7 protein-coding genes, 2 tRNA genes and 2 rRNA genes are annotated in these 19255 nt (G+C 37.6%); 9 read left to right on the forward strand and 2 right to left on the reverse strand.

The genetic code is table 11. The features are described from left to right. The first annotated feature begins 2 nt into the window (after positions 1-2). The 4 genes from ACZ451_RS12675 (at position 3) to hisS (ending at position 10903) form a co-directional block, all read left to right on the forward strand. Entirely contained in the window at positions 3-5519 is a 5517-nt protein-coding gene (locus ACZ451_RS12675; RefSeq protein ID WP_464212964.1) for a hypothetical protein, read from the forward strand. Positions 5520-5622: 103 nt separating this feature from the next. Continuing rightward, entirely contained in the window at positions 5623-8721 is a 3099-nt protein-coding gene (locus ACZ451_RS12680; RefSeq protein WP_464212966.1) for a TonB-dependent receptor, read from the forward strand. A gap of 257 nt (positions 8722-8978) precedes the next feature. Then, positions 8979-9455, forward strand: a complete 477-nt coding sequence (locus ACZ451_RS12685; RefSeq protein WP_464212968.1) for a DUF6495 family protein — start codon at positions 8979-8981, stop codon at positions 9453-9455. A 65-nt stretch (positions 9456-9520) separates the two neighbouring features. Beyond that, complete coding sequence (hisS, locus tag ACZ451_RS12690; protein ID WP_464212970.1) at positions 9521-10903, forward strand: histidine--tRNA ligase; 1383 nt, start codon at positions 9521-9523, stop codon at positions 10901-10903. A 66-nt stretch (positions 10904-10969) separates the two neighbouring features. On the opposite strand, the gene ACZ451_RS12695 is transcribed toward hisS, so the two are convergent. After that, a complete protein-coding gene (locus ACZ451_RS12695) occupies positions 10970-11530 on the reverse strand; it encodes an NUDIX hydrolase (protein WP_464212972.1) in 561 nt (186 codons plus the stop codon). 36 nt (positions 11531-11566) lie between these two features. After that, positions 11567-12655: a M42 family metallopeptidase gene (locus ACZ451_RS12700; RefSeq protein ID WP_464212974.1), complete on the reverse strand. Its 1089-nt coding sequence runs from the start codon at positions 12653-12655 to the stop codon at positions 11567-11569. A gap of 108 nt (positions 12656-12763) precedes the next feature. Between ACZ451_RS12700 and ACZ451_RS12705 the strand changes: the two genes are divergently transcribed. The 5 genes from ACZ451_RS12705 to ACZ451_RS12725 all read left to right on the forward strand — a co-directional run bounded on the left by ACZ451_RS12705 (position 12764) and on the right by ACZ451_RS12725 (position 18964). After that, entirely contained in the window at positions 12764-13438 is a 675-nt protein-coding gene (locus ACZ451_RS12705) for a DUF4294 domain-containing protein (RefSeq protein WP_464212976.1), read from the forward strand. A gap of 398 nt (positions 13439-13836) precedes the next feature. Continuing rightward, a 16S ribosomal RNA gene (locus ACZ451_RS12710) occupies positions 13837-15356 on the forward strand. Between the two features lie 211 nt (positions 15357-15567). After that, positions 15568-15641: transfer RNA gene (locus tag ACZ451_RS12715), tRNA-Ile, on the forward strand. 186 nt (positions 15642-15827) lie between these two features. After that, positions 15828-15901, forward strand: a tRNA-Ala gene (locus ACZ451_RS12720). Between the two features lie 228 nt (positions 15902-16129). Further along, a 23S ribosomal RNA gene (locus ACZ451_RS12725) occupies positions 16130-18964 on the forward strand. The 16S and 23S rRNA genes sit together here with 2 tRNA genes alongside, the layout of an rRNA operon. The last annotated feature ends 291 nt before the right edge of the window (positions 18965-19255 follow it).

Below are 19255 nucleotides of genomic sequence, written 5' to 3' on the forward strand. Positions count from 1 at the left end.
CTATGAAAAAAATAATCCTACTATTTTTTATACTATTTTTAGGCTTCAACCTACAAGCACAATTTAAGTATAATCTAAAGTATAGTATAACAGTAGATCCTAGAGATTTTGGTAGTGGTAGCTCAGGCTCCTTTAGATTTACTGCAACATTTGCAGATGGTAGTTTTCAACAGATAGCATCCGGTTTTCATTCTAATTCAATGGTTACTGAATTTTTTGAGGAAGATCTTATTTTAAATTTTTCTAGAGAAGTAGTTAGGATAAATTTAAGTACAGAGAACAGTGGACTTAGAAATTTTGATAGTGTGGATCTAGAAAACGGTTGTATGACAATTGATGGTACAAGTTTTAATACTGCAAGAGGTGTTACTCTATTTTCATATGGATTTAATTCTTTAAAACCTTTAAACGAAATTAATACAGATTTAACGATAAAATACTGTGAAGAGCAAACATTATTTACATCAGATTGTCCACTTGCAATTGGCTACAGATATTCTTTAGAGGCAAGAGTAGATGGTTCAGCACCTGTTGAAGTTCGTTCTTTTGATTTAAATCAGTCTACAAGACGTTTTTCTTTTACACCTTCTAATTTTCTAGGCGCTAATGAGAATAGTATCATTCAATTTCAAATATTTTATACAGCAGATAAAACAGACTCCGATATCATAACATATCAAGTAAATTCATGTCCTCCAGTTCTGGATACCACAGTATCAGATAATCCTAGAGGTATAAATGTGCAATGTAATGGTGGTTCTGATGGAGGTTTTATTGCTGTTTTTGATAGGCGACTTGCAAACAATGAGTTTTTAGAAATAATTTTCACTAGAGATGAAAATGGTAATGGTACATTTGAAGAAAATCCATCTGGTAGTACTGGACAACTATTTAGACGAAATTTTGCAAATAGATCTTATACTTATAATAATTTAAGTGCAGGGACGTATGAAATAGAATGGAATGTTGGTTTAATTACTGGTGGAGCACTCATACCAGGAGGAACAGCAACCTTTACGATAACAGAACCAAGTCCCATTACTTTTACAGCTCCAAAAGCTGATATTACTTGCGCAGGAGAAGATAATGGTTCTATAACCATAAATGCCAATGGGGGAACAGGAACACTTGTATATTCTATTGATAATGGTACAAATTTCCAAGCTGGTAATAGGTTTACAAATTTGGCAGCAGGAGATTATCAGATTCGAGTTCGGGATGCTAACAATTGCTTGTCAAATCCACAAACCATTACTATAGCAGAGGGGGCTACTCCGCCAATAGTATCGTATTTAGGATCTTCTACCCCATCTGCACTTGCAGGGCAAGGTAGAATTAATGTTTTAGTATCTGGTGGTAGTAATGTGTATACCAACTATGCATGGACTAGAAATAATGTTGCTTTTACCCCTACTAATCCTACTAATTTAACAGGTTTAGATCCTGGTAGTTACAGATTGCTTGTTACAGATAGTAATGGTTGCGTTTCAAGTTCATCACAAGCACCATTTGTAATTACAGAAATACCCCCACTATCGGTTGCTATAGGAACAACGCAACAAATTAATTGTGTCGGAGATACCGCAACACTAACAGCAAATGCTAGTGGCGGGGTAGGTGCTTATACGTATTTATGGTCTACAGGAGAAACAACACAAAGCATAAATGTGGGTCAAGGCAACTATTCTGTAACAGTTAGTGATGCTAATAGCGCTGCTAACGATTCCTTTACCTTAAATTATGTAAACCCATTATTATCAGTGTCATTTACTAAGATGGATAATGTTTGTTTAGGTGTTAATGAAGGCAGTATTAATTTAACTATTACAGGAGGAAATGGCGGACCATATACTGTTAATTGGATTGATAGCCCTACAAACGCAGTGAATAGGACTGGCTTATCAGCAGGTAATTATATTTATACTGTTACAGATGGTATTTGTACCGTCACTAATGATGGACTTTCTGGTAATGAAAGCCCCATTAACATAGCAGAACCAGCAGTTGCATTTACCGTTTCTGAGAATTCATCTGCTAATGTTACCCTAACTGGTGCTAATGATGGTAGCTTGTCAATATCATTAGCAAATGGAGTGGGACCATATACTTATCTTTGGACAAAAGATGGAGCAAATTTTACCCCACCAATAGGATCAACCGATACAAATCTTGTGAGTTTAGAGGCGGGAGATTATCAAGTTACGGTTACAGATGCTAATCTTTGTTCTGCTACGCTACCTAACCCAATAACAATAGGAGAACCAGATCCTCTTGCTATTACTGATTTAGTACCATCAAACGTTCTATGTAGGGGCGGTAGTACAGGTGAAATAACAGCTACTATTACGGGTACTGCACCATTTAATTTTATATGGGAAAGAGTAGATGGTCAGCCAATAACTTCAGTTAATACTGCAACCATAACGGGCTTACGAGAAGGTACATATAGATTACGACTTACTGATGCATCTCTTAACCCTGAGGTAAGTAGTACTGTGGTTGTTGGAGAACCAAGTTTAGATTTATCTGGTACTGCAATACCAACAGATGTTAGCTGTTTTGGGAATACAGACGGACAGATTGTAGTAAACAATGTTGTTGGTGGTACTGCTCCATACCAATATGCTATTGATAACGGATCTGGATTTCAAACCAGTACTACATTTACAAACTTAGCACCAAGAACATATGCTGTTACGATTAGAGACGCTAATAATTGTGAATTTCCAACAACAGCTATTGTTGGCCAACCAAACGAAATAAGAGTAGAAAATATAGTAACAACAGATGCTACCTTTTTTGGAGGAGCTGATGGTACAATTTCTTTTACAGTTGTAGGAGGTTCTGGTAACTATGTATACAATTGGACTAGAGATATAGGGGCTGGAGCAGTTACATTTACGCCACCAGTAGGCTCTACTGATACAAATTTAGTTAATTTAGAACAAGGTGCTTATGTACTTACTGTTAGCGAAAGCGGAAATTTAAGTTGTTCCATAACCATAGCAACTCCAATCACTATATCACAACCGGGCCCTTTAACAATAAGTAATATTAGAAGTAATAATATAAGTTGTTTTGGAGAAATGGATGGTAGCATCACTACAACAGTACAAGGAACAGGTACTATTGTTTATACTTGGACTCGGTTAGATGGATCAGTAATAACAGGCCAAAATGGACCTAACCTTGTGGGTGTAGGCCCTGGTACATACACACTTACAGTTTCCGATGATACAAATGCACCACCAGAAACTACTGGTCCAATACAAATAATAGAACCTTTAGCATTAAATGCACAAGCTTTTCCTACGGCTATAAGTTGTGCAAGTGGTTCAGATGGTAGCGTCCTTATTACGGCAACTAATGGTACACCTGGTTATGAATATTCTATTGATGGAGGTGCAAATTATCAACCAAGCAATATATTTAGTAACTTAAGTGAAGGAAATTACACAGTTCGTGTTAGAGATCAAAATCAATGTATTTTTGATGTCCCTTTTGTAATTAATGCACCTTTACCTATTGGAATAAATTTAGATCTAAGACAAAACCTTTCAGCTGCAAATGCGGCAGACGGAGCTATTCGCATTACTGCCTTTGGTGGTACAGGTAATTTAACCTATAGTTGGGTAGGTCCAAATAGTTTTACTGCTACAGAAAAAGATATTTCTGGACTAGTAGGAGGAACATATACACTAACCATTAGAGACCAAAACTGGACAACTCTTGTTAATCCACTCTGTTCTTTCACTCAAGATTTTGAAATAAACGAGCCTGGAGTCTTAGAAGCTATGATTTCGCAAACGGTATTTTTAGAATGTAATGATGATGCATTTGCAGAAATAATGGCAAACGTACAAGGAGGCGTAAATGTGACTCCATATATTTACGAATGGTTTGAAATTGTAAACGGAACTAATGTAGCTTTAACAGAAGATACTGCAATAATTGCAGGATTATCAGCAGGGAGTTTCTTTTTGAGAGTTACTGATAATAATATGATTAGCACAAATTCTAATATTGTAACTATAACTGAACCAGATGTATTAGAAATTCAATTGAACAGCATAACAAATGTACTATGCAATGGAGAAGAAACGGGTGCTATTGATATTACTGCAATAGGAGGAACAGCACCATATCGATACTTTTGGAGTAATGGTGCTACTGTTGAAAATTTAATTAATATTCCATCAGGGACTTATACTTTAGAAATCCTTGATGCAAATAGTTGTAGGGCAGAAAGAAGCATCACAGTAAATACCCTAACAACCCCAATAGCAGTAAACCCCACTATCGTAAACACATCAACCTATTTAGGAACAGATGGTAGTATTACTATAGCTGTATCTGGTGGAACAACGCCGTATGATATTGCTTGGACTCGAGGATCGGATAACAGCATAGTAGGAAACACCACAACAATAACTACTCTTACAGCTGACGATTATGTCCTAAGTATAATAGATGCAAATGGCTGTAGTTTTACAGAGACTTATACTATTACCCAACCCGATGTTGTAGAAGAAACTATAGTACAACCTACTTGCAATGGTTTTTCAGATGCAAGTATCAGTTTATTAGTCAACTTAGGTAATGGCACATTTAGCTATAGTTGGAATACTGGTGCAACCACTCAAAGTATCACAGGTTTATCTGAAGGAACATATACCGTAACTATTACCGGATTTGGAAATAGAACATTAACGCGGACTTACGAAATTATTGACCCAGCACCAGTAGCTGTAGATTTAGGTGAAGACCAAACCTTGTGTATAGGCCAAAGTGCGGTATTAGATGTAACGGTACTAGACCCAACAGCAGTGTATCAATGGACAAGTGATACCGGTTTTAGCAGTAGTGCTCCAAGTATAACAGTAACAGAAGCTGGTAATTATGCGGTTGCAATTACAACAGCACAAGGGTGTACCGCCGCGGGAAATATAAACATAAGTGTTTCAGCTGAAGAAATAGATGCAGAATTTGCAGTGTCAAGTCAAGTTTTTGTAGGTGATCCAACGCTGATTGTAGATATTAGTTTCCCCTTACCAGATACCGTAGAATGGATCCTTCCCGAAGCAGCTAATGTAATTCAGCAAGATCAGGATGCCGCCGAGTTGAGTTTTGATAACCCAGGAGAGTATGAGATTAGATTAATTACCACTCAGGGCGATTGCGTAGCAGAACAGGTAAAAAGAATCCTAGTATTAGATAAAGATAGGGCTATAGTAGAAGCAGACGGTGCAGCAGCATCGGATAAAAACCGAAATGATTTTATCATATACCCTAATCCAACAGGAGGGAAATTCACAGCAGATGTGAAGATGGCAGAAGTGGGAAGTGTGAGTATAAAAATATTTGGTTTTTCAAATAATAGACTAATAGCTTCCGAGCGTGCGAGAGGAGATCTTAATTATAGTATGGAATTTGATGTTTCTGGTAACCCACCAGGTATCTATGCCGTAGTATTAGAAACTCCATTTGGCACTTCGCTCAGAAAGTTGATTATACGTTAAGAATACTATGAACAACACGTTAATAAAAAAAGAGTTACGTCTGGCGTAACTCTTTTTTTTTGCGTTATTTTTGAATTAGACTAATAAACTCAAACAAATGATTATGAATAAAAAACTACTTTTTTGTATAATGCTATTATTTATAGCATTTAATGTCTCCTCCCAAGTTACAACCTCTAATATTAGAGGGCTTGTTATCGATGATTTAAACGAACCTTTACTAGGTGCTAATATTGTAGCGATACACACCCCAACAGGCACCAAGTATGGTGCAGTTACTAATGAAGACGGAAGATTCAATTTATTAAACCTTAGAGTAGGTGGCCCTTATGAGATCACAGTTTCTTATGTAGGTTTTAAAACGTATACACAAAATGAAGTGTACCTAAGCTTGGGAAAAACATTTAATCTAAACGTTGCTATGAAATTAGATAGCCAAGCATTAGATGAGGTTATTGTGGTTTCAGATCAAAGCGGAACTTTTGGTAGTGATAGAACAGGAGCAGAAACTAGTGTGGGCAGAAGAGAATTATCTCGTTTACCAACTATTTCTAGATCTACAAACGATTTTACCAGGTTAGAGCCAACAGCAAGTGGAGGTTCTTTTGGTGGACGAAATGATCAGTTTAATAACTTCTCTTTAGATGGGGCAATTTTTAATAATCCATTTGGTTTAGATGCAGCACAACCTGGTGGCCAAGCAAATGCAACACCTATTTCTATTGATGCAATAGAGCAAATACAAGTTACTACAGCTCCTTATGATGTAACCCAATCTGGTTTTACTGGGGCATCTGTAAATGCAGTAACAAAAAGTGGAACAAACGAGTTTAAAGGAACAGTTTATGGCTTTTTTAGAAATGATGATTTAACAGGTGGGAAAATTAATGGAGATGAAGTTTCTAAAACCGGTTTAGAGCAGAAACAGTATGGTTTTAGTATTGGAGGGCCTATAGTAAAAGACAAATTATTCTTCTTTGCCAATTTCGAAAAAGACGAACTTACCTCTTTAGGCACCAATGGTTTTACACCAAATAGGGGAACAGGTTCTGTTAGTGAGTCTAGAGTTTTAGAATCAGATTTAATAGCAGTAAGTGATGCTTTAGCTACATTGGGTTATGATACAGGGAGATATGAAGGTTTTAATTTTGATCAAGAATCTACTAAAGGGATTTTAAAATTAGACTGGAATATTAATGATAATAATAGGTTAGCAATCATTTATAATTTCTTAAATGCCTCGAGGGGTTTGCCAGCAAATAGAAATGCTATTGCATTTAGAGGACCAAGCGTACAAACTTTACAATTTGAAAATAGTGGATACGAGATCAATAATAATATTCAATCTGTACAAGTAGAACTAAACTCTACGTTAACAGATGAAGTAACAAATAAATTGCAAGTGGGTTATACGCATTTTGATGATTTTAGAAATCCATTTTCTACACCAGCGCCTTCTATAAACATTACAAAAGATGGTACAAATTATATTATTGCAGGGCACGAACCTTTTTCTATAAATAATCGTCTAGATCAAAAAGTTTTTCAGCTCACAAATAATATGAATTATTTTAAAGGAAACCATACCTATACCATAGGTTTTGCTTTTGAGAAATTTCAATTTGACAATTCCTTTAATTTAACAGCTTATGGTTTTGACCTTTTTGGTAGTGTTGATATAGCGGATTTTGACCCTAATGATTATGCCGCTGCTTTTGCAAATGCCCAAGAAACATTTAATAGAAATAATCAATCTCCAGAGGGTACACCAGGAGGTTGGGCTTTAGCAGAAACTAATGTAGGTCAACTATCTTTTTATGCGCAAGATGAATGGAATATAAATGATAGGTTTAAATTAACTTATGGTATTCGTTTTGATAGACCACTATATTTTGACACTGCAGAAAAAGTACGCGAAAATATTGCGCGTAAAGGAGGTTCAGCTGATCAAGGAGGGCCATATGATCCTGGAATACCTTATTTTAATCCAAATACAAATGAAACAGTTAATTTAGATTCTGAACGCTTACCAACAAATCAATGGCTAATTTCTCCTAGAGTTGGTTTTAATTGGGATGTAGAAGGTGATAATTCATTACAATTAAGAGGTGGTTCTGGAGTTTTTACAGGTCGTTTTCCATTTGTTTGGTTAGGAAATCAAGTTCAGGCAACTGACTTTTTCTTTTATCAAATTGTAGACCCAGATTTTAAATGGCCACAAGTATGGCGTACAAATATTGGTGTTGATAAACGTTTAGATAATGGAGTAGTACTTACAGGAGATGTTTCTTATACAAAAGATTTAAATGCAGCTCATGTGCAAAATTGGGGGTTAAGACCTCCTACTGAGAATTTGGCTGGAATAGATAATAGAGCAAGATATGCTGATGCAGATAGAGGTAATTCAGCATTTGTATTTACAAATTCTGATCAGGGTAGAATTATTAATGCCGCTGTAAAAGCACAAAAGACATGGGATAATGGTTTATACGCACAATTAGCCTATAGTTATTTAGATGCAAAAGAAGTAAACTCTATTGATGCAGAAATCACAAGTGATGCTTTTAATGCAAATGCAGTTGTAGGCGATGCAAATGTTGATGTGCTATCTAATTCTCGTTTTGGGGATAAACACAGAATAATAGGAGTAATATCTAAGGCATTTAAAACTGGGACTACTATTTCTACATTTTTTGAGTATGCTCAAGGTGGTAGATATAATTATATTTATGGAGGCGATATCAATAATGATGGTTCAGCTATAAACGATTTATTGTATATACCCACTGCTGACGAACTTGGGCAAATGCAATTTAGTGGAGCAGGACAAGCAGAAGCTTTTGAAGCTTTTATTCAACAAGACGATTATTTAAGTGATAATAGAGGTCAGTATGCAGAGCGTTATGCCGCTTTAGCACCTTGGAGAGGCAGTTGGGACGTTAAAATTCTCCAAGACATCAAATTAAATGATAAGAATAAATTTCAAGTGAGTGTAGATATTCTAAATATTGGTAACCTATTCAACTCTAATTGGGGAGTTGTAGATGTACAAGCATTCGATCAGGTTTTAGGAGTGAGTGTAGATGATACCAATACGCCAACTTTTACTTTTAATCCAGATCAAACTCAAACTTTCACTCCAAATACTTTCGAAACATCAAGATGGAGAGCGCAAGTGGGACTTAGATATATTTTTAACTAAAAAGTTAAATTACTTTATACTAAAATACCAATTATTTAAGCTTGACAATGATATCATTGTCAAGCTTTCTTATGTAAAAGCCAGCCAATTATTACGTATAAGTTGGTTAATCAAATATTTTACCTTTGGAACTTCTAAATGAAAGCTTAGATCTAGATACCATAAGAAATTATATTATTATACTGAAAAGGTGTGCATAATCGTATAGCCTTTTTTATTTTTACAAACAATTGAAATTAGAGAAGACATTTCGTTATATGAAATATACAAGACTAACAAAACAACAGTTAGAAGAATTACACCAAGAGTTTATTAATTTTTTAGCAACCCAATCTATTACAGGGGATGAGTGGGATGAATTAAAAAAAAATAAGCCAGAAGTAGCAGAAGAAGAAATAGATGTATTTTGTGATCTGGTTTGGGAAGGCGTGTTAACCAAAGTACAATACTTAGAAAATATAAGTGCGCAGCAAATGCATTTATTCTTTTTAACCGCTAATGAAATGAAACTGATTTCTGTTAAAATTATGAACCCTGAAATAGATTTAAATACTGAAGTAGGTTTTTCTTGGTTTAGAAAAAACTGGCAGTCAGACTTTGTAGAATACCTTACTGCAGCTAAAGCATATACAGATGATAAGAATTTAGATAAATTTCAACTCATACAACAAGGAGCAGTAATTACCAAAGGAGATTTGTATAAGTGGTTTGAGAAAATTATAACCACAGCTTAAAAATAGCAATAACAACAAACCTAGATTAGTATTATTTAAGATTCTAATTACTATAATATACCGTAATGGCACAAAAACCATCCATACCAAAAGGGACAAGAGATTTTACTCCTAATGAAGTAGTAAAACGAAATTATATTTTTGATATCGTAAAAAAACACTTTACAACATTTGGATTTCAACCAATAGAGACACCATCTTTTGAAAATTCGGATACTTTAATGGGGAAATATGGAGATGAAGGAGATCGTTTGATCTTTAAAATATTAAACTCAGGAGATTTTATTAGTAAGGTAGATGATGTTACGTATAGTTCTAAAAAATCAAGCTCATTAACACCAAAAATATCTGAAAAGGCACTGCGCTATGATCTTACAGTACCCTTTGCCCGTTATGTAGTAATGCATCAGAACGAAATAGATTTTCCTTTTAAAAGATATCAAATACAACCTGTATGGAGAGCAGATAAGCCCCAAAAGGGTAGGTTTAGAGAATTTTATCAGTGTGATGCAGATATTGTAGGTTCTAATTCACTTTTACAAGAAATAGAACTCATACAACTCTATGATACTGTTTTTACTGCTTTAAAGTTAAATGGTGTCAACATCAAATTAAACAATAGAAAAATACTTGCAGGCATAGCAGAAGTTATAGGTGCTAAACATTTATTAATAGATTTTACGGTAGCATTAGATAAATTAGATAAAATAGGAGTAGAAGGGGTACAGAAAGAAATGCTAGCAAAAGGTATTTCTGAATCTGCCATTAGAAAAGCAGCTCCATTATTTTCATTATCAGGTACTAACTTAGAACAGTTAAAAGCTCTAGAGAATTTGTTAGAAACTTCAGAAGAAGGTACTAAAGGTGTTGAGGAATTGAGATTTATTGTTAAAACAATAGAAGAGTTAGGCTTACAATCTGCAAAACTAAGTATAGATGTAACTCTAGCACGTGGACTAAATTATTATACAGGTGCTATTTTAGAAGTAGCAGCTCCAGAAGGAGTACGTATGGGGTCTATTGGTGGTGGAGGTCGTTATGACGATTTAACCGGGATTTTTGGTTTAAAAAATGTGAGTGGCGTAGGCGTATCTTTTGGTTTAGATCGTATTTATTTAGTTTTAGAAGAATTAAATCTATTTCCGCAGGCTATAGCACAATCTTTAGATGTGCTTTGTGTTAATTTTGGAGATCAAGAAGCCTTTGCAGCATTAAAATTAGTGATGCAATTAAGGAAGTCTGATATAAAGGCAGATGTATACCCTAGTAGTGCTAAAATGCAAAAGCAAATGAAATACGCCAATAATAGAAAGGTTCCATTTGTTATTTTAATAGGAGCACAAGAATTGGAAGATAATTCTTTTGTAGTTAAGAATATGGAAACTAGAAACCAAGAAACCTATAAGCTTAACGAAGCAGAAAAGTTTATAAAAACCTTAGAAAAGTAAATACTATATCATCTAACATGCTACTGTTTTTGAAGTAAAATAAAATATCAATTTAAAACCTGCACATTAAGCAGGTTTTTTTAATCGGTTATGTATTTCCGTAATTATCGTTTTGTAATATTCAGTTCCATGCGGAACATATTTTGGAGGGTTTAAATGCTTGCAAGTTTCTACTGAAAATGTAGCAAGATCAATTAGAGTTAAATTTTCAATTTCAGCATCTTGTTTTATAAGAGTTTCAAAAGGCACTTTTAATTCACATAAAAATGTGTGATGAAATTCGTTATCAATTAAAATAGGGGTATGTGTGTGAGAAGCTTTAAAAACACCAATTTTACAAAGTTCAGATTCAGAAACTTTAATGCCAATTTCTTCTTCTATTTCTCTTAGCGCAGCATTTATAATAGGTTCTCCAGCACCTATATGTCCTGCAACAGAAACATCCCATAAAAGAGGGAAAACCTTTTTTGTTTTCCCTCTTTGCTGTATTACTATTAGTCCATCAGTAGTATAAAACCATATATGGACTGTTGGATGAAAAATGCCTTCAGCATGTGCTTTAGACTTTAATATAGTTTTTCCGGTGTAATTACCGTCCGTATCTAATACATCTATTAATTCATCCATTATAAAATAAAAGTCATCTCTTTATAAGAAGGGATGCTACTCAAAATAACTAAAGGTTTCACCATCTTTAATATTTAATAATGTCTCGTATATCAATCTGATAACATTTTCAACATCATCTCTATGTACCATTTCTACAGTGGTATGCATATAGCGTAAGGGTAAAGAAATTAAAGCACTGGCTACACCACTACCACTATAAGCAAAAGCATCAGTATCGGTACCAGTAGCTCTAGATAAAGCAGCTCTCTGAAAAGGAATTTTCTTATCCTCGGCAGTTTCCGTAATTAAATCTCGCAATTTTTGTTGTACCGCAGGAGCATACGCCACTACTGGACCAGAACCAATTTCGGCAAAACCTTGTACTTTTTTATTAATCATTGGAGTGGTAGTATCATGCGTTACATCTGTAACGATAGCTGCATTTGGTTGAATACGTTCCGCAATCATTTCCGCTCCTCTTAAACCTATTTCTTCTTGTACAGAGTTGGTGATGTATAATCCAAATGGTAATTTTTTCTTGTTTTCATGTAAAAGGCGCGCTACTTCGGCAATCATAAAGCCACCCATACGATTATCTAAGGCTCTACAAACAAACTTATCATCATTTAAAATATGAAACTCATCAGGATAGGTAATCACACACCCAATATGCACTCCCATTTTTTCTACCTCTTCTTTATTTTTAGCTCCTACGTCTATAAAAATATTATCTGGTTTTGGAGCTTCTTCTTTAGCTCTGTTTCTAGTATGTATCGCGGGCCATCCAAAAACACCTTTAACAATACCTTTTTTGGTGTGTATATTAACAATTTTAGAAGGCGCTATCTGATGATCACTACCTCCATTTCTAATAACGTAAATAAGACCATTATCAGAAATGTAATTTACATACCAAGAGATTTCATCAGCATGCCCTTCAATAACAACTTTGTATTTTGCATCAGGATTAATAACAGCTACGGCAGTACCATAAGTATCAGTAATAAAAGTATCTACATAAGGTTTTAGGTAGTCCATCCATATTTTCTGACCTTCCCACTCATAACCAGTAGGAGCAGCATTATTTAAATATTTTTCTAAAAAGTTGATCGACTTTTTTGTAAGTATTTTTTTTTTGCTCATTTAATTTTAGATTTAAAAGCTAAGTTAAGAATATTCACTTTTATTTAATATAGAGTTATCATGTTTATTCTTAATTTTAGCCAAAATTTATATTTTTTAAAATTTTTTATGAAAAGGAAGTATATATTCATTTTTTTATTGATCTCCTCTTTTTTTGGATGGTCGCAAGTAGAAGAAATTCCTCAAGATTCTATTGTAGAGAAAAGAATAATAATAGAAGGTGATACCATTATTCAAAGTTCTATTCCTTTGGATGAAGTTTATATTTTTAGTAAACTTAAATTTTCTAATAAAGAAGAAAAACTACGTTATTATATATTACGAAGAAAAACGTTAAAGGTATACCCGTATGCTAAACTAGCGGCAGAGCGTTTAATAGAACTTAATGATAGTCTAAAATTTATTAAGAAAAAATCCAAAAGAAAACGTTACACAAAAAAAGTTCAAAAATATATAGAAGAAGAGTTTTCTGCAGAATTAAAAAAATTGACTCGTACAGAAGGGCAAATATTAGTAAAGCTTATTCATCGTCAAACAGCAACTACAGCTTTTAGATTAGTAAAAGAATTGCGTAATGGTTGGCGGGCTTTTTGGTATAATACTACAGCAAAGTTATTTGATATTAGTTTAAAAGAAGAATTTCATCCTGAAAGTGTGCACGAAGACTATTTAATAGAAGATATATTACTACGCGCTTTTGCAGATTTTAAATTAGAAAAACAGAATACAGCCTTAAGTTATGACTATTCTCAGTTAACAAACAAATGGTCTAATAAAAAGTAATAGCTAATAGCTATGCGTATACCTTACATTTTATACAATCTATTTTAATTTATTTTAAAAAATAACCAACTTAATCGTTTAGTTTCTAGTGTATTATAAAAATTATAATTTTTTTCCAAAAAAAGCTTAAAAAATTCTTGTTGGGATAAAAAAGGTATGTATATTTGCACCCGCTTAGTTAAACAATGGTTTAGTTAAGGGAATAAAAAAGTTCATTGACATATAGAAAAGACAACGCGTATGATAGTTGTTGTTTGGTTTTTTAGGAATCAAATAATGACCACATATAAGATATAAGATAAAGAGATATTAGGATTTAGAACAAGTTTTAATATAGTTAATGAGTTAGGATGATAATTTGAGTTATTGGGAAGTGGATATATAATATTTACAAAACAACGATGAAGAGTTTGATCCTGGCTCAGGATGAACGCTAGCGGCAGGCCTAACACATGCAAGTCGAGGGGTAACATGAGTGCTTGCACTTGATGACGACCGGCGCACGGGTGCGCAACGCGTATACAATCTACCTTATACTGAGGGATAGCCTTTGGAAACGAAGATTAACACCTCATGGTATTATAAAGTCGCATGATTATATAATTAAAGGTTACGGTATAAGATGAGTATGCGTCCCATTAGTTAGTTGGTAAGGTAACGGCTTACCAAGACGATGATGGGTAGGGGTCCTGAGAGGGAGATCCCCCACACTGGTACTGAGACACGGACCAGACTCCTACGGGAGGCAGCAGTGAGGAATATTGGACAATGGGCGAGAGCCTGATCCAGCCATGCCGCGTGCAGGAAGACTGCCCTATGGGTTGTAAACTGCTTTTATACAGGAAGAATAAGGTGCTCGTGAGCACTGATGACGGTACTGTAAGAATAAGGACCGGCTAACTCCGTGCCAGCAGCCGCGGTAATACGGAGGGTCCGAGCGTTATCCGGAATTATTGGGTTTAAAGGGTCCGTAGGCGGGCTGTTAAGTCAGAGGTGAAAGTTTGCAGCTCAACTGTAAAATTGCCTTTGATACTGGCGGTCTTGAATTATTGTGAAGTGGTTAGAATAAGTAGTGTAGCGGTGAAATGCATAGATATTACTTAGAATACCGATTGCGAAGGCAGATCACTAACAATATATTGACGCTGATGGACGAAAGCGTGGGTAGCGAACAGGATTAGATACCCTGGTAGTCCACGCCGTAAACGATGGATACTAGCTGTGTGGTTTTCGGACTGCGCGGCCAAGCGAAAGTGATAAGTATCCCACCTGGGGAGTACGTTCGCAAGAATGAAACTCAAAGGAATTGACGGGGGCCCGCACAAGCGGTGGAGCATGTGGTTTAATTCGATGATACGCGAGGAACCTTACCAGGGCTTAAATGTAGTATGACAGCTTTAGAGATAGAGTTTTCTTCGGACATATTACAAGGTGCTGCATGGTTGTCGTCAGCTCGTGCCGTGAGGTGTCAGGTTAAGTCCTATAACGAGCGCAACCCCTGCCGTTAGTTGCCAGCATGTAAAGATGGGGACTCTAACGGGACTGCCGGTGCAAACCGTGAGGAAGGTGGGGATGACGTCAAATCATCACGGCCCTTACGTCCTGGGCCACACACGTGCTACAATGGCCGGTACAGAGAGCAGCCACTTAGTGATAAGGAGCGAATCTACAAAACCGGTCACAGTTCGGATCGGAGTCTGCAACTCGACTCCGTGAAGCTGGAATCGCTAGTAATCGGATATCAGCCATGATCCGGTGAATACGTTCCCGGGCCTTGTACACACCGCCCGTCAAGCCATGGAAGCCGGGAGTGCCTGAAGTCCGTCACCGTAAGGAGCGGCCTAGGGCAAGATCGGTAACTAGGGCTAAGTCGTAACAAGGTAGCCGTACCGGAAGGTGCGGCTGGAACACCTCCTTTCTAGAGAAGTTCACGACCAGTTATGCAGATAATGAGTAATTATTATCTATAGAATTTTTAGCTTAACTCATAGCTTTATTATACTTGTTCTAAATTTTGATAAGATTTTTTATTAAATGTCTAGTTGTCTTTTTTGATATGTTCATTATAAATATTGGAAGTTAGTATTGTTAGTTTTTTAAAAGTGAAGCAATAGTAACAAAAAAGTGAGAGTCTCATAGCTCAGCTGGTTAGAGCGCTACACTGATAATGTAGAGGTCGGCAGTTCGAGTCTGCCTGAGACTACAGCCTAAGGCTGATTTATTATTAGATATATTTAATAATAATTAAGTTTTAGAAATACGTTCATTAGTATAAATTGAAAGGAAATTTTAGAAGTTGAGAGACTTAGTTTTAAGTGTTGAGTGTTAAGTTTTAATTAACCCGGGCATCAACTAAAAACTCATAACTAATAACTCATAACTAAAACATGGGGGATTAGCTCAGCTGGCTAGAGCGCCTGCCTTGCACGCAGGAGGTCATCGGTTCGACTCCGATATTCTCCACGAGTGCTGAACTCGTTTCAGTACCTCTTTAAAGTTTGCGTCAATTTTACATTGGTGCTTTTATAAAGAGATCCTGAACTGAATTCAGGATAAAAAGTTCATTGACATATTGGGATAAAGGTTATATATAGGATCTACAGGATATCTATATATAACAGAATTAAAGAGAAACGAATTAGAGTAAAGAGAAGTACGATAAGTACAAAGATTAGAATTAAAAAAGGACTAGTGACAAGCTAGGAAAGGGCGTATGGGGAATGCCTAGGCTCTCAGAGGCGAAGAAGGACGTGATAAGCTGCGAAAAGCTACGGTGAGGTGCACACAACTTATGATCCGTAGATATCCGAATGGGGCAACCCAGCTGGTTGAAGGCCAGTTATGCCGCAAGGCAAGCAAACCCGGTGAACTGAAACATCTAAGTAGCCGGAGGAGGAGAAAACAATAGTGATTCCGTTAGTAGTGGCGAGCGAACGCGGATTAGCCCAAACCAATTATGTTTCGGCATAATTGGGGTTGTAGGACCACGCTATTTAATGCGCAATGAATTAGAACACTTTGGAAAGAGTGACCACAGAGGGTGATAGTCCCGTATAAGTAAAGAGCGTTATTGATAGTGGTATCCTGAGTAGTGCGGGGCACGTGAAACCTTGTATGAATTTGCCGGGACCATCCGGTAAGGCTAAATACTCCTGAGAGACCGATAGTGAACCAGTACCGTGAGGGAAAGGTGAAAAGAACCCTGAATAAGGGAGTGAAAAAGATCCTGAAACCATACGCTTACAAGCGGTCGGAGCGCATTTATGTGTGACGGCGTGCCTTTTGCATAATGAGCCTACGAGTTACTTTTACTAGCAAGGTTAAGATTTTAAGAATTGGAGCCGTAGCGAAAGCGAGTCTGAATAGGGCGTTTTAGTTAGTAGTAGTAGACGCGAAACCGTGTGATCTACCCATGGGCAGGTTGAAGCTTTGTTAACCCAAAGTGGAGGACCGAACCCGTTGACGTTGAAAAGTCTTGGGATGACCTGTGGGTAGGGGTGAAAGGCCAATCAAACTCGGAAATAGCTCGTACTCCCCGAAATGCATTTAGGTGCAGCGTATACATAGTTTTATAGAGGTAGAGCTACTGATTGGATGCGGGGGCTTCACCGCCTACCAATTCCTGACAAACTCCGAATGCTATAAAATGATTGTATGCAGTGAGGGCATGGGTGCTAAGGTCCATGTCCGAGAGGGAAAGAACCCGGACCATCAGCTAAGGTCCCCAAGTGTATGCTAAGTTGATATAACGCGGTGGAATTGCATAGACAGCCAGGATGTTGGCTTGGAAGCAGCCATTCATTTAAAGAGTGCGTAACAGCTCACTGGTCGAGCGATTCCGCATGGATAATAATCGGGCATAAGTATACCACCGAAGCTATGGCTTCTGTACACGGTACAGAGGGGTAGGGGAGCATTCTATAGGTGTTGAAGGTGTGTTGTAAGACATGCTGGAACGTATAGAAACGAAAATGTAGGCATAAGTAACGATAATGCGGGCGAGAAACCCGCACGCCGAAAGACCAAGGTTTCCCCAGCTATGCTAATCAGCTGGGGGTCAGTCGGGACCTAACGCGAACCCGAAAGGGGTAGTGGATGGACAAGCAGTTAATATTCTGCTACCTGCTCACATTAAAAGTGACGTGGATCTGGAGTTAGTGCGTACAGACGGAATAGTACGTTGAAGGGAGTGGTGACACCCCGATAGTACACTGCGACTTCGGTCAAGGTGATAATCTAGCGTAAGATCTACCGAGAAAAACAAGTGAAGCAGCCCGTACCGTAAACCGACACAGGTGGTTGGGATGAGTATTCTAAGGCGCTCGAGAGATTCATGGCTAAGGAACTAGGCAAAATAGACCCGTAACTTCGGGAGAAGGGTCGCCCACCTTTTAGGTGGGCCGCAGTGAAGAGGTCCAGGCGACTGTTTATCAAAAACACAGGGCTCTGCAAAATCGAGAGATGACGTATAGGGCCTGACACCTGCCCGGTGCTGGAAGGTTAAGAGGAGATGTTAGCTTCGGCGAGGCATTGAATTGAAGCCCCAGTAAACGGCGGCCGTAACTATAACGGTCCTAAGGTAGCGAAATTCCTTGTCGGGTAAGTTCCGACCTGCACGAATGGTGCAACGATCTGGACACTGTCTCGGCCATGAGCTCGGTGAAATTGTAGTATCGGTGAAGATGCCGGTTACCCGCAGTGGGACGAAAAGACCCCGTGCACCTTTACTATAGCTTCGTATTGACCTTGGTCAAGTAATGTGTAGGATAGCTGGGAGACTATGAAGTGGCATCGCTAGGTGTTGTGGAGTCATTGTTGAAATACCAGCCTTTACTTGTCTGAGGCCTAACTCTCTTGTGAGAGAACAGTGCGTGGTGGGTAGTTTGACTGGGGTGGTCGCCTCCAAAAGAGTAACGGAGGCTTCTAAAGGTACCCTCAGCACGCTTGGTAACCGTGCGTAGAGTGCAATGGCACAAGGGTGCTTGACTGAGAGGCATACAGGCCGAACAGGTTGGAAACAAGAGCATAGTGATCCGGTGGTTCCGTATGGAAGGGCCATCGCTCAAAGGATAAAAGGTACGCCGGGGATAACAGGCTGATCTCCCCCAAGAGCTCATATCGACGGGGGGGTTTGGCACCTCGATGTCGGCTCGTCACATCCTGGGGCTGGAGAAGGTCCCAAGGGTTGGGCTGTTCGCCCATTAAAGTGGCACGCGAGCTGGGTTCAGAACGTCGTGAGACAGTTCGGTCTCTATCTACTGCGGGCGTTAGAAATTTGCGTGGATCTGACTCTAGTACGAGAGGACCGAGTTGGACTGACCGCTGGTGCACCAGTTGTTCCGCCAGGAGCATTGCTGGGTAGCTATGTCGGGATTGGATAAGCGCTGAAAGCATATAAGCGCGAAACCAGCCACAAGATGAGATTTCTTTAAAGAGCCGTGGGAGATGACCACGTTGATAGGCCATAGGTAGAAGTGTAGTAATACATGTAGCCGAGTGGTACTAATAGCTCATAGGCTTGCACTCGCTGCTACTTCGAAAAGAGGTAGCAGTGGACACCTTTTTTTTTATGCTGAATTAATTTTCAGTATCTAATAAGTTAAACTTACTTTTCTTTAATCTACATTCATTACTTCGGCTACGCTCAGTAACCCCGACTTCGGCTACTTTTTAAGTAAGCGAGTTTAAATTCTAAATAGTGGTCTTAGACCACCTTTATCCCTTTAATATGTTCACTTCGGCTACGCTCAGTAACCATATAAGTTACACACACTAAAAAAAAGTGATGCTAGTTAGAAGTTATTACAATATTGCCCT

This window comes from Allocellulophaga tsushimaensis, from assembly GCF_055383085.1.

Excerpts from the sequence above, each read along its gene's own strand:
- hisS (WP_464212970.1), top strand. The coding sequence starts at position 9,521 with ATGGCACAAAAACCATCCATACCAAAAGGGACAAGAGATTTTACTCCT.
- ACZ451_RS12700 (WP_464212974.1), bottom strand. The coding sequence starts at position 12,655 with ATGAGCAAAAAAAAAATACTTACAAAAAAGTCGATCAACTTTTTAGAA.
- ACZ451_RS12685 (WP_464212968.1), top strand. The coding sequence starts at position 8,979 with ATGAAATATACAAGACTAACAAAACAACAGTTAGAAGAATTACACCAA.
- ACZ451_RS12680 (WP_464212966.1), top strand. The coding sequence starts at position 5,623 with ATGAATAAAAAACTACTTTTTTGTATAATGCTATTATTTATAGCATTT.
- ACZ451_RS12695 (WP_464212972.1), bottom strand. The coding sequence starts at position 11,530 with ATGGATGAATTAATAGATGTATTAGATACGGACGGTAATTACACCGGA.
- ACZ451_RS12705 (WP_464212976.1), top strand. The coding sequence starts at position 12,764 with ATGAAAAGGAAGTATATATTCATTTTTTTATTGATCTCCTCTTTTTTT.
- ACZ451_RS12675 (WP_464212964.1), top strand. The coding sequence starts at position 3 with ATGAAAAAAATAATCCTACTATTTTTTATACTATTTTTAGGCTTCAAC.